Origin of the sequence: Nibrella viscosa (assembly GCF_039541875.1) — a bacterium.
Taxonomy (GTDB): Bacteria; Bacteroidota; Bacteroidia; order Cytophagales; family Spirosomataceae; genus Nibrella; species Nibrella viscosa.
On the sequence record NZ_BAABHB010000002.1, the window covers coordinates 858505 to 872124 of the forward strand.

10 protein-coding genes are annotated in these 13620 nt (G+C 52.5%); 3 read left to right on the top strand and 7 right to left on the bottom strand.

From position 1 onward, the window contains the following. Positions 1-13: 13 nt before the first annotated feature. From ABD931_RS08060 to ABD931_RS08075, 4 genes are all read right to left on the bottom strand, one after another. Positions 14-1303: a tetratricopeptide repeat protein gene (locus ABD931_RS08060; protein WP_345265759.1), complete on the bottom strand. Its 1290-nt coding sequence runs from the start codon at positions 1301-1303 to the stop codon at positions 14-16. A gap of 108 nt (positions 1304-1411) precedes the next feature. Beyond that, entirely contained in the window at positions 1412-3703 is a 2292-nt protein-coding gene (locus ABD931_RS08065; RefSeq protein ID WP_345265761.1) for a DUF4331 family protein, read from the bottom strand. A gap of 25 nt (positions 3704-3728) precedes the next feature. Next, positions 3729-5480: a DUF4331 domain-containing protein gene (locus ABD931_RS08070; RefSeq protein ID WP_370469310.1), complete on the bottom strand. Its 1752-nt coding sequence runs from the start codon at positions 5478-5480 to the stop codon at positions 3729-3731. 264 nt (positions 5481-5744) lie between these two features. Next, entirely contained in the window at positions 5745-6536 is a 792-nt protein-coding gene (locus tag ABD931_RS08075) for a DUF547 domain-containing protein (protein ID WP_345265763.1), read from the bottom strand. A 187-nt stretch (positions 6537-6723) separates the two neighbouring features. Between ABD931_RS08075 and ABD931_RS08080 the strand changes: the two genes are divergently transcribed. Continuing rightward, positions 6724-7641 (top strand): SPFH domain-containing protein, encoded by a 918-nt coding sequence (locus ABD931_RS08080; RefSeq protein WP_345265765.1) that lies wholly within the window; start codon positions 6724-6726, stop codon positions 7639-7641. A gap of 4 nt (positions 7642-7645) precedes the next feature. Next, positions 7646-8089 (top strand): NfeD family protein, encoded by a 444-nt coding sequence (locus tag ABD931_RS08085; RefSeq protein ID WP_345265767.1) that lies wholly within the window; start codon positions 7646-7648, stop codon positions 8087-8089. Positions 8090-8579: 490 nt separating this feature from the next. On the opposite strand, the gene ABD931_RS08090 is transcribed toward ABD931_RS08085, so the two are convergent. The 3 genes from ABD931_RS08090 to ABD931_RS08100 all read right to left on the bottom strand — a co-directional run bounded on the left by ABD931_RS08090 (position 8580) and on the right by ABD931_RS08100 (position 10410). Next, positions 8580-9335: a response regulator gene (locus ABD931_RS08090; protein WP_345265769.1), complete on the bottom strand. Its 756-nt coding sequence runs from the start codon at positions 9333-9335 to the stop codon at positions 8580-8582. A 286-nt stretch (positions 9336-9621) separates the two neighbouring features. Beyond that, positions 9622-10071, bottom strand: coding sequence for a response regulator (locus ABD931_RS08095; RefSeq protein WP_345265771.1), 450 nt, complete (start codon positions 10069-10071; stop codon positions 9622-9624). Positions 10072-10083: 12 nt separating this feature from the next. Next, positions 10084-10410, bottom strand: a complete 327-nt coding sequence (locus tag ABD931_RS08100; protein WP_345265773.1) for a hypothetical protein — start codon at positions 10408-10410, stop codon at positions 10084-10086. Positions 10411-10643: 233 nt separating this feature from the next. On the opposite strand from ABD931_RS08100, the gene ABD931_RS08105 reads away from it, so the two are divergent. Further along, entirely contained in the window at positions 10644-13502 is a 2859-nt protein-coding gene (locus tag ABD931_RS08105) for a PAS domain-containing protein (protein WP_345265775.1), read from the top strand. The last annotated feature ends 118 nt before the right edge of the window (positions 13503-13620 follow it).

Consider the following 13620-nt stretch of genomic DNA (forward strand, 5'->3'; position numbering starts at 1 on the left):
GGTAAATCCCAGATTAGTTTTTTTGGGCTTCTGCCAGTAGTTTCTTTTGCTGCGGTACATGACCGAGTGCTATTTCGATGGCTCCGGCCTGCTGCAAGCGTTCGGGGTCTTTGTTACCTGTACGCAAAGCTACCTGCATGTGTTGCCGGGCTTTCTGGAAATTCTTCTGGTTAAAATAAACCCAGGCCAGCGCCTGGTTGACATCAATGTTTTTCGGCCGCTTCTGGTATTCCTTCAATCCGTAGGCCTGGGCCAGCTCCCACTGCCCCGATTTGGTAAATAGTTTACACAGCTCCAGGTCAACGGCATGGCCGGATTTGGCATCTTCTTCCAGCATCTTTACCACTTCGGCATACTTGGTACGGGCTTTTTCGGTTTGGCCCTGCAAGGCGTAGATATCGGCCATGTCTTCGTGAAACGAGAACTCAGGCATAATTCCGGCTGCTTGCGCCAATAAGGCCAGCGCTTTGTCGTACTCCTTGCGGCTCTTGTGAATACGCGCCAGTCCTCTCAGCGCAAAGGCATAGCTGGGCCGCATCGCCAGAATCTCGTTGTACTGCATTTCGGCTTCCTTCAGCTTGCCGGTGGTCTCATACAGATACCCCAGCGTGGTTTTGCTCCAGCATTGGGGTTCGGAGCCGGGCAAACCGGCCTGTACCGCCAGCTTCATCACGGCAATTGCACCAGGGTAGTTGCCGTAGATCTCGCGCAGGTAAGAGGCCCGCGAATACGACTCCAGCGAAGGCTTAAGCCGCTGCATGGTATCCGACATGGTCACGGCCTCATCGTAGTTACCCAGTTCAACGTTGGCGTCGACCAGCACACCGTACACATACGCGTTGTTGGGGTTTATGTTCCGGGCTTGTCTGGCCAGCGTCCGGGCTTCGGCAAACTGGTGCTGTGACATTTTTACCGATGCCTTGAAGGTCGTAGCCTCAAAGTTGTTGGGGTCGATCGTCAGAACACCGTCCAGAATCGATAAGACCGCCGGGTAATAGTATGGGTGTTCGCCGGTAATGCGGGCTTCAGACAGGTAAATTGTTGCCAGTTGCAGGCGTGGCTTAACCTCGCTAGGATGACTGGTGATTTTTTGCTTTAGTTCGGCAACTTTGCTTTTGGTGCGCTCCCACTCAACGGCTTTGGCTAGTTCGCCCTGTCGCTCAAAGAGGGCCGGCATATCCGTGCCAACGGTGGCGGTGGCTGTTTTGTCTTTAGGCTGGGTGCAGCTAAACGCCACTACTGCTAGCATCATTACCCCGAAAAGCGGGGCGGCTTGTTTGCTGAAAAATCGATAAGCAGACATAAAAAGGCTGGATTAGAGTGATTGAATGAGGGTAAAGGTGCCGTTTGACCCAACGGTCAAACGGCACCTGGTTTAATCAGGAAAACAGTTGACCAACCGGATACACGGCTATTGCCGGATAATCCGGATGGTTTGGCGCTGCGTTGGGGTTATCATCTGTAGCAGGTAAATACCCGATTGCCGGCCCAGACGCACCTTCTGGTGCTCTACGTCTTTGGCGAGACCCACCGTAGTCTCGTTCATTGACTGGCCCTGGCTGTTGATGACCTGCAACTGCAGCGGCTGCCCGGCGGCCCCCCGTATCTCTACAATTACCTCATCTCCGGTTGCGGGGTTGCCCAATACCCGCGCTGTGAGTGGCTCCGGCTGTTCGGCACTCAGTCGGGCCGCCGAGCTGCAGAACGCTCCGAAGTCGAAGATGTATTGTACCTCAGAGGACGGATCTCCTACGTAGCGGGCCTTTAGGGTAATCGTCTGGTTTTTGGTCTGCTCCCGCCGGGCTTCGGGTCCAATGCGTTGATTCACATCGGTGGTGTATGGCGTTACACCCGCTGCCATGTATTCGACCTGCCGGTTAGGGTCACCGCCCGTCCGGCCAAACACAATCGCACCCGTGGCGCAGTTATAGCTTACTACCGTGGCGGCCAATTGAGCAGATGCCGGCGGTAGCGTCGGCCCTGTGTAGCTGTTGCCTTGAAAGCCCCGCCAGGGGTTCTGCTCATAAGGAAACACGGCTTTGAAGGTGGTATCGTTTTTGGTGACTCCGGCATTAAAGCTCAGTACATTGACCAACTGCGGGGTAACCGGACTCGCCGTAACCGTCGGGATGTAATCGTCATACCAGAGACCGATGGCCGCCAGCACAACCCCAGACACCGCCTGAAACGCAATGGTCGTGACATCATCCTCCAGCCGTCGGCCGTTAGGAAAGCCGTCCATGTTGGGAATGAACTGCAGGTTTATGTTGGTGTACGCCGGATCGGTCAAACCCAGCACGGCCGCCTGCACCAGCCCCAGCGAACTGAACTTGGGATGGTTTCGCGGGGTAGCCGGCACGGCCATGTTCAGCCGCAGCATATCGCCCAGCGTCGGCAGAAAATTGTTGATGAACGGCTTGCCTTTAGCCAGCGGATTACCTCCCTTGCCGGTTGCCAGTTGGTAGGGCGGCAGGTTGGGTACGCCCGTGTAAAAGATCGGCAGCAGATCAACAGCACGAGGGCTTTTGTTGTCGGGCAGCAGGATACTGCCAAACGCGGCCTCTGACAGGGCCGTGCCGTTGAGGGCCGCCGTGCCTTTCAGGGGAAACAGGCCGGGCTTGCCGTTGCGGAAGTCGAACGAACCCAGCGATTTGGTCTGGATGCGTAGCGCATTCAGCGAAGGAACCGCCTGGCCAAACTGGGAGTCGTCCATGTACAGGGCCAGCTCCGGGTTGGTAAAGTAAGGTGCAAACTGCAGGTCGCTGCCGTTGTAGGGCGTCAGGCCGTTCCATTTGTCTTTCATCCCAATAGGGATTACCGCTTCGTTGGTCAGCGGCATACCCAGCCGGGACACCTGCACCCAGCCGCCGGAGTAGCCTGTTTCGCCACTGCTGCTCAGGGTAGTAACCTGCCGGCGACTGGCCGATGCCCACACGCCGATGACGTAATCGGGGTCGAGCATATTGCCGGCCTGAGCTACCGTTTTTTTGTCTTTCTGCAGCGAAGCAACGGGAACCTCAATAACAATGGAGTGGCAGTTGAATTTAGCCACGGCATCGCGGCCACTGTTCGGGCGCACATTGCCCACGTCAAATATGCCACCCAGGTCTACAAAGAACGGATCATCGACCGGGCCGCAGAAGATTTTCTCCCCCGTAGCCGCCGTCATGATCGACTTCTGCACGAGTTCTTCGTAGGAAGATGCACCTAAGCCGACCGTCTTGTTTTCAATGGAACGGGGTCCAATGTTAGGCGGGGGTACCATGCCGTTCTCCACAATGGTGGTGAACGTCTGGCCGCCATCCATACTCCGCTCGCAGGTGTACGTTGTTTTCAGGTTTTCCCGGCTGAGCCGGATGAGGAAAAAGGTGGTGGGGTCCTCATTCATCTTCCGGAAGGTAAACCGGTAGATAATGTCGTCGCCGGGTGTCGACGCGTTATTATCGACGTGAATTTCGTACCGGATATTCTCGCCGAACGAGTACCAGTTTGGGCCACCGGCCGGGTGCTCAAACGGAATATAGTTGGCGATTAGGACAATGTTTTCCGGGTTAGTCGGGCTTTTAAAGGCATACAGATCGGTATTGTCGGCCAGCGGATCTTCGGAGATGAGCGGGGCTTCGCGGTGCGAGGAGGCAACAGACCATAAGGGCAGGAGGCAAATCATTGCCAGGAAGCCTGCCAGATACAAAAGCTTCTTCATATTTTAAACGGATACGCTGTTGGGGTTAGAACCGGGCTTTTTGTGGATAATCAAACCCTCTCCAGGGATTTTGCTCGTACGGAAACACCTTCTTAAACTCAGTGTCGTTTTGGGTGGGTCCGGCAGTAAAGCCCAGCACACTTTGCAAGCGGGGCGATACCGGCATGGTTGGCGTAGCGTCGTCGTAGAACAACCCGATAGCCGCCAGCACAACACCCGATACCGCCTGCAGTTCAATCGTGGTGACATCGTCTTCCAGCCGTCGGCCGTTAGGAAAGCCGTCCATGTTGGGAATGAACTTCAGGTTGGTTTTCGGATTGTTGTACGCCGGATCGGTCAAACCCAGCACGGCCGCCTGCACCAGCCCCAGCGAACTGAACTTGGGATGGTTTCGCGGGGTAGCCGGCACGGCCATGTTCAGCCGCAGCATATCGCCCAGCGTCGGCAGAAAATTGTTGATGAACGGCTTGCCTTTAGCCAGCGGATTACCTCCCTTGCCGGTTGCCAGTTGGTAGGGCGGCAGGTTGGGTACGCCCGTGTAAAAGATCGGCAGCAGATCAACAGCACGAGGGCTTTTGTTGTCGGGCAGCAGGATACTGCCAAACGCGGCCTCTGACAGGGCCGTGCCGTTGAGGGCCGCCGTGCCTTTCAGGGGAAACAGGCCGGGCTTGCCGTTGCGGAAGTCGAACGAACCCAGCGATTTGGTCTGGATGCGTAGCGCATTCAGCGAAGGAACCGCCTGGCCAAACTGGGAGTCGTCCATGTACAGGGCCAGCTCCGGGTTGGTAAAGTAAGGTGCAAACTGCAGGTCGCTGCCGTTGTAGGGCGTCAGGCCGTTCCATTTGTCTTTCATCCCAATAGGGATTACCGCTTCGTTGGTCAGCGGCATACCCAGCCGGGACACCTGCACCCACTCACCCGAGTAACCTACCTCACCGGTGTTATTCAGCGTTCTGACCATCTGGCGACTGGCCGATGCCCACACGCCGATGACGTAATCGGAATCCAGAATGTCGCTGGCCTGGTCAACGCCCTTGCCGTCTTTCTGCAACAGGCTGACCGGAACTTTCAGGGCGATGGAGTGTACGTTGAAGCGGTTCAGACCATCTTTGGGCGGATTGGTCATATTACCGGCCGGCCGGAAGTTGCCCACATCGAATGCGCCCGCCAGATCGACAAAGAACGGGTCATCGACCGGTCCGCAAAATACCTGTTCGCCGGTAGTGGCCGTGGCAATTGCCTGCTGCACAAGAGCCTCGTAGGTGGTGCCTAAGCCAACCGTATTGTTTTCGATGGAGCGGGGTCCCACATTGGCCGGCGGCACCAGGCCATTCATCACAATGGTCGTAAACGTTTTGCCGCCGTCGAGGCTTTTTTCGCATTTATAGGTCGTTTTGCGGTTTTGCTTACCGAGCCGGATGTAGAAAAAGGTCGACGGGTCCTGGTCGGTTTTTGAAAACGTAAACCGGTAGGTAATGTCATCGCCAGTTGTGGTCGTCTTGTTTTTGATATGAATCTCATACCGAATGTTGGTGCCGAAGTCGTAGAAGTTGGGGGCACCCTCCGGGGATTCAAACGGAATGTAATTGGCGATAATGGTAATGGTGTTCGGATCGTCGGGGCTTTTGAAGGCGTAGACATCCGTGTTATCGGCTAGCGGGTCCTGGGAGATCAGCGGGGCCTCACGGTGGCTGGAGGCATAACTGCCGATGGTCACCGTTAACAGGGCATACAAAAGAAAACTAACCCTTAGTCTTCCATAAGGAAATATACACATATGCGGTGTTTTTTGAAAGTGGAAAAAGAAAAATGATGGATGTGGACGCACGGGGGCGCTAGTTGCGTTGGGAGGCAACCTGTAAGGCGGACAGCAGAAAAGCGATAGGAAAAAGTAGAATTGTTTTAGCGCATAGGCATTCGGAATTGTTCGGAATGACCATACATACTGCTAAAAGAAAGAATCAGATTGCCGGCGGGACGAAAACTTATTGATATATCAGTAAAACACAACTACACTACCTGCTTACAATAAACAGAACATCTACTGCTCGTTCAGGCTCCAGTTATAATCCAGGTACGAGATTGGGGTATTGTTTGTAATCTTAACGGCTGAATAGCGGTTCACCCACGTCACTACCGATTGGCCGTTCTCCTGCCAGTCGCCTTTGTACCAGTCGAAGTATTTGGACAGCGCGGCCTGGTCTGCGCTGATTTTATTCTTCGCCGGATTGTTCAGGAAATGGTGTCCCTGGTCATCAAGCTGCTGGTTTAGCTTGTCGCTCGTATAAGCTTCATTTCGCAGGCGCGGGCAGGACATGGCGGCACATACCAGCGCGAAATGGATGCGCGGATCATTAAACTGCTTACGCAGGATACCGTGCTCAATGTTGTCGAGGCTCATTTTGGTGCCCCCGATGGTAAAGAATTTTTTGGTCCACGGGGTATACACAAACGGAATCTGAATTGGTGGTCCAATGTCTTTGATGCTCTCTACCGGGTAGTGGTCCAGAATCAGCTTAACGGTAAAGGCATTGTAGGCATTGATCCAATAAGCCATTTGCTCCGATTGGCTCCATTGGTCGGAGGGTGGATTCTGGCTTAACAGATTCAGATAGTCATTAAACGGTTTCTCGGCTGCTTTGAGCCCCATATAATCCACTAAGCCGCGCTCGTTGACGTGCTTCTGAAGAAGCTGGTCAAATGCAAAATGGTTGACGGGGTTACCGGAGCCGGCTTTATAAGTGGGAGGCTGCTGCGTACAGGCTGCTGTTACCAAGGCGGTTATGAGCAGAAGCAGGTACCGGGCTATGGGAACAGAATGGCTGAAATGCATGCGTATCTGGTAGAGCTGTTTTACAGCAATACGTCTGTTCCGGTAAAATGGTTCTGGCCCTTTCCGTTCCTCAATCCCGGCATCCTTTCATTTGTGCTTTTTTCTGCTTATCCTTACAAGGCTTGGACCACACCGCTTTTTCCACCAATTTTCCGCTATCAATCACCCTTTTAACACCTACCGAACCATGTTTTACGTATTCTTAACCATTACGATCCTGGCACTGCTTTTTGTCTTTATGACTGTCAAGGTGGTGCCGCAGCAGACAGCCTACGTGGTCGAGCGGCTGGGAAAATTCTATGCCGTATTGCAGCCCGGTATTAACTTTATCATTCCGTTCTTCGACCGGGTAGCCTACCGGCACAGCCTGAAAGAAGCCGCTCTTGATATTCCGGAACAAATCTGTATCACCCGCGATAACGTGCAGGTTCGCGTCGATGGTGTTATCTTTATCCAGGTTGTCGACCCGCAGAAAGCGTCATACGGGATTGCCGATTACCGCTTTGCCGTGAGTCAGTTGTCGCAGACGACGATGCGGAGCGAGATTGGTAAAATCGAACTCGACAAGACCTTTGAGGAGCGGATGACCATCAACCGGGCGGTGGTGCAGTCTATAGACGAAGCGGCTATCAGCTGGGGTGTCAAGGTGCTGCGCTACGAAATCAAGAACATTACACCCCCGCAGACGGTACTAAATGCGATGGAGAAGCAGATGCAGGCCGAGCGCGAAAAGCGGGCCGTGATTCTACAATCGGAAGGCGAGAAGCAGTCGGCCATCAACCTGGCCGAAGGGCAGAAGCAGAAGGTCGTGCTGGAGTCGGAGGGTATCCGGCTGCGGCAGATCAACGAAGCGGCCGGTGAGGCCGAGGCCATTATAACCGTAGCCGACGCTACGGCCGAAAGTATCCGGAAGGTGGCGGAAGCCATTCAGCAGCGGGGCGGCATGGATGCCGTGCAGCTTCGGGTAGCCGAACAACTGGTCGATCAGTTCGGCAAACTGGCCAGAACGAACAACACGCTGATACTGCCGGCTAATTTCGGCGATATGGCGTCTATTATTTCATCGGCAATGACGGTGGTAAAACACCAGGAACAAGTAAAATAACGCTATGGACTTTTTCAGCTTACCGGAGTTCTGGGCCATTGCCGGCCTGGCCTTCCTGATTATCGAATTGCTGACGGTCTCCTTTTTTTTCGCCTTCCTGGGCGTAGGAGCCCTGGTAACTTCACTCACGGCATACCTGGGTGTGACGCCGGAAATAAACAGCCAGTTGCTCTGCTTCTCCGTTGTTTCAATTGTGACGCTGGCAGCTTTCCGCCGGTCGGTCAAGCGCTGGCTTGGTGGCCGGCAAAAGGCACCGGGTTATGTAGAGTACATTGGCGACCGGGCTAAAGTAACGCTCACGATCCCGGCCAACGGCGAAGGGCGGATTTTCTACCGGGGGGCCGAGTGGATTGCCCGTTCGGGTACGGGTCAGACCATTGCCGAAGGGGCGTCGGTGGTGATCCGTAAGCTCGACGGCATCCGGCTGATTGTTGAAACGGACTCCTGATAGCGCGTCCTGCCTGATACTAGTAGCCAGGCAGGACGCTGCTTTGGGTATATCGTACCCGTTTTGCCAATACATTAGCAGACTATCTGACCCTGACCAATTACATGTCTTTACGCAAAAAGAAGTTCGGAAACAACTGGCACACGCCCTGGCTGGTTTTATCATTGTCGCCAAAGGGGTTGACAAAATAGGATCATCACCACCTGACAATAGGTATTGTCCTGACACTGATTGGTGGGGGCGTCTTTCTGATCACAATTTTTCATCACCGGCTCGCCCGGCATTTCCGGAGCTTCGACGCCTTTGTTTTCTTCGCTGAATTTGTTGTGCTGATGATTGTGAGCGGCCTGTACGTTGCCGATGGTAAAAAAGCGCTGCCGGTGGCGTACGCCCTGGCAGCGCTAGGGTATCTGGTAGCGGCTGTTCTGCATTACCGGCGTGCTGGTCAACAACCATATTGCATTGAATCAGTACAGCGGTTTGTTTCGATTTAGGGCAGATCGGCTCTAACCTGATGATGCTGCCGGAACCGGAGCGGAGACAGACCGTTGGCTTCTTTAAAACTGTACGAGAAGTAAGAAAGGCTGGAAAAGCCGCATTTATCGGCAATTTGCTGAAGCGTATAATCGGTTTGGATCAGGAAAGAGGTTGCTTTCCGGAGCCGGTAGTCTTTCACAATATCAATATAACTTCGCCCCAGGTATTTCTTAATGGTTCGTTGTAGGGCCGAGAGGCTCATGTTCATCTCCCCGGCCATTTTTTCGACCGTTAGGGAAGGATCGCTCAGGTGAAGCTCCAGTCGTTCGCTAAATAGTTTTACAAATTGAATCTCCGGCTTTTCGCCAGTGGCCTGCTCCAGTTCCTGTAGGAGAAACTCTGTCTGGTGACTAGTTATGTTTTTCACCTTCAGCGATAGTTCCCGAAAGAGAAACGGCTTGGAGAGATAGTCGATGGCCCCTTCCTCCAACCCCTGAATCTTATCCTGCTGGGCAACTTTAGCGGTAAGAAAAATTACCGGTATGGTGCGGTAGTTAACGTGTCGTTTAATGGCGCGAATAAAGGCAATACCATCCATCTGGGGCATCATAATATCGCACAATATCAGGTGTGGCGAAAAGAAGGGGAGGACCTCAAACGCCCGTAGTCCATCGGGTGCGGTTCTCACCTGGTGGTTGTCCAGTTGAAGCTGCTCACAAATATTTTCTCTTAATTGTTTGTCATCCTCAACCACCAGAATTTTTGCCATATATGCTGAACTAACCGATTGTCTTATAGGTATTTACTGTACCTGACCGTAAAAGCGGTAGCTTAAGCAAGTCGGTCAGGCAGAAATGATGATTTAAAGATATAAATTTTAGCCGAGAAATAACGTATACGCCTAAAAGGTAATGAATTTTGTTGCTTTTAACAAACTTTAGCTTTCTATAGCCGGCCAGTTGAATACAAAAAATCCTATAGAGACCGGCCGCAGGCTGAGTAGATTTCCTGCTGCCGGCCTCTATAGGAAACAAATAAGTAAGTGGATGTTCTGCTCAGGCTGCCCAGTCGCTTTTCCGACTATTCAGGTAATGAGCCGAAGACAAGCTTTTGTTGGTTCGGTAAAGCCGGCTGAATGTTTTTACCAAGGAGGGCCAGCCGGCAGATTTTACAAAATAAAGATCGGCTCCGTTCCGCTCAAGGTATTGCACAATAGACGAACTCTGGTACAGACTATAAACCAGAACGGGTATCTGAGTGGTAGAACTGTGGGTCTTTAGCAGACGTAGGATGTCTATGGCCGGTTGATACCCCATGTCCAGATCGAGCAGCACATGACTGTATGCCGCCGTTGTATTGTGCTGGTTCAGGTAATCCGCTACATAGCTGTCAAACATGGTTACCAGACTATGCACGGCTATCTGTCGGCTGGCAAAGCTTCTCTTAATTTGGGCGATTTCCTGTGGGCGATTGGTTATGACCAGAACTGACGTAGAAATTTCCATGGGTAGCTTGCTTTATTGTTGAGAGAACAGGTGAGTACGCATATGCAGATTGATCTGCTTCATAATCCGGGTATGCTTTTTCAGGAATCCCAGATTCGCCGAGGGGGAGGCTGTGTCTGTACCGGGCTTTCTATCCAAATCACGTGCAAACCTGCTAACGGTTTTTAGTAATTCCCCCTGAAGATGGCGGTAACTATGGAGGGTCTCTGCCGGCAGGTTGGTCGGTTCGCGCAGCAATACGCTGATCAGATGATAGTGGTAATGCATGTTTTCTATCTCCTGCTGCCATGTAACGAGGCTGACAGGTGAATCGGTTGGATTAAGAGGCATGTCGTTCAAGGTAGTATTAGTTATGGACGTAGATAATAACTTAATTCGTGGCCAACTGGCTGAAGCAAAACTATTAGGACGTTTTTTATAAAGAATGTCAATTTTTTAAATTTTTAGTTATTTTTACTCGCTAACTGTTCACCCCGGTTAACTTTTGCATTAGTTTAGACTACTTAGTAACATCGACCTGAGTCGGGAGTCGTTCAGGTTCGTTTGTTCAACAGCCTGTAAGTACCTCTACTATGCGTTTTTCCGATACCGAACAGGAGCGCCTGAATGCGCTCGCCGGCTATCATATACTGGATAGCCTTTCCGAAGAAGCGTATGATACCATTACCCAATTAGCGTCGCAGCTCTGCGAGACGCCGGTTTCGCTGATTACATTTTTAGACGACCAGCGGCAATGGTTCAAATCTGTCTACGGTTTTAGTGTCCGGCAAACACACCGTGAACATTCGTTTTGTACACACGCCATTCTGCATCCTGACCAGATTATGGAAGTACCGGATGCCCGGATCGACAAACGGTTTGCCCATAACCCCCTTACCCTGGGTGATCCACCCGTAATCTTCTATGCCGGGGTTCCGTTGGTCGACCAATCGGGTCATGCCCTGGGTACGCTTTGTGTTATTGACCACCGGCCCCGCCAACTGTCTGCCCGGCAGATTACGGCGCTGAAAGGGCTTGCCCGGCAGGTTGAATCGCTGCTGACCCTGCGCCGTACGAAACTCTTGCTGGAAAAAGCCAATCAGCAGTTGCAGGAAAAAAACGGAATGCTGCAGGCGATCGTCAGCCACGGGTACGGCGATCTGGTTACGAATCACGCTCAGTGGCAACTGGCAGAGGATGAACTGATACAGAGGAGCCGCCAGTTGAGGGTATTTTTCGACAGTTCGCTCGATCTCCACTGCATTACCGATACCAGAGGGGTCATCATGCAGCTGAACCGGTCGTGGGAGACCATGCTGGGGTATTCGACCGCCGAGGTACAGAAGCAATCCATCCTTACCTTTTTGCACCCCGATGATGTGGCGGCAACCCAGGCAGCTATTCAGGGGGCCCTTGACCGGAAACGGGCCGATAAACTGATCAACAGAATTCGCGCGAAAGATGGCACTTACCGGCTTATCGAGTGGCATGCTGTGCTCGACGGCAACCTGTTTTATACCTCGGCACGCAATATTACGGAGGCCTCTGAGACAGCACTAAAGCTGAGAACCGCCAATGAACGGCTGGAACTGGCAACACGGGCTGCCAAACAGGGTATCTGGGAGTACGAGATCGATAGCGAAAAGCTGACCCTAGACCAGCGCCTGTACGAAATTTTGGGTGATCTGTCCGAAGATACTATCTTGTGTTTCGCAGATTTACTTACGTATATTTATCCCGACGATCATGAATCATTGGTGCATATTAAAACCGTTCTTGAAAATGGTGCCGAATCAGTTGAAAGCGAATTTAGAATTGTCCGGCCGGATGCGGCTATCCGATACGTGCAAACAAAAGGCATCATTGTAGGTGGCAACGATGGTAACCCCCAACGGGCAGTGGGCGTAGCCTGGGATGTAACGGAGCGTAAGGAGGCTGAGCTGGTGCTGCACCAGCGGACAATGCAATACCTGGCGCTGGTTGATAACCTAAAAGAAGTTGTTTTTCAGACGGATTTAGCCGGCAACTGGACTTTTCTGAACCCCTACTGGAGCACACTCATCGGTTTTACGGTGGAGGAGTCGCTGGGTCGGCCTTTTTACCGCCATCTCTCGCCCAGATATCAGGTGCAGGTATACCGGTTGTTCAGGGAGTTGCTGAGCCACCGGATGTCTTCGTTCCGGCATATCATCTTATATCAGCATAAAAATGGTGATCACCGGTGGGCGGAAGTCTTCGTGCAACTTGTGGCAACTGATGACGGCCGGCCCGTAGGCACCACCGGCACTATTACTGATATAACCGAGCGCAAAGTAACCCTGGATGCCCTCTACGAGAGCAATCAGTTATTTCAGGAATTTGCCGCAAATATCGATAAGGTGATCTTTATTCATTCGGCAACTACCTTCGACCTGTTGTATATCAATCCGGCGTTTGAGCGAGTTTTTGGGTTAAGCACGGAGCAGCTTTACCGGGATCCTAATTCTTCGTTCAGGCTGGTGCTGGACGAAGATAAACCCGCAGCCTCGCAGGCGCTGATGCGTTACCAGGATGGGGAACCGAGCGTGGTAGAGTATCGGATACGAAAGCCCGACGGGTCTATCCGCTGGATTAGCTCACGCACCTTTGTGATCCGCACCCGGATCGGTAAGCCCATGCGCTATATTGGCATTGCGTCCGATATCACCGACCAGAAGGAAAAGGAACTGGTACTACAACAGTCACTGGCGCGGGAGCAGGAGCTTAACCGGATGAAATCGCAGTTTGTGGCTACCGCTTCGCATGAGTTCCGGACGCCGATGGCTACCATTCAATCGAGTCTGGATTTGATCCGGCTGCATCTGGAACGGTCGACACAGGGTGTTTTGCCCGCCATTAACCGCCATCTGGGAATCATTGAACGGGAAATTACCAACTTCAGTGAATTGATGGCCGATATACTGACCATCGGGAAAATTGATGCCGGGAAAATTAGCTGTAGCCTCAGGCCCGTAGATGTACAGGCTCTGGTAAAGGAAGTGGTGGCTACTCATTTTGGCGAACGAAACGATAACCGGAACGTGGAGATAGGGGTTTCGGGTATCCCGCAGGCCGTTTGTCTGGATACCAAGCTGATTACGCACGTTTTGATCAATCTGCTCGCCAACGCCTTCAAGTTTTCCCAGAACAATCCGGAACTGCACCTTACGTTTGGTCGGGAACTTAGCGTGGCAGTCATCGACCGGGGAATCGGTATACCGGCGGAGGATATGCCTCATTTATTCGAAACCTTCTTTCGGGCCGGCAACGTGGTTAATATACAGGGTTCCGGCCTTGGACTCATTATTGTCCGTCAGTTTATAGAGTTACACGGGGGAAGCCTCCATATCGACAGTGTAGAAGGCCGGGGCACTACCGTAACGTTTACACTACCGATTGAAAGCGAGCGGCCGGCTGAACCCCTGGAGCCGTAAGCGACATACAGGTGATTAGCAGCGGCAGTGGGTTAAAAGTTTAGGGTAAACCGGGTAAGTGAACGTATTTTCGTGCTTTTCTTTTGAGTAAAAGTACAAACCTGAAAAACAGCCGGAC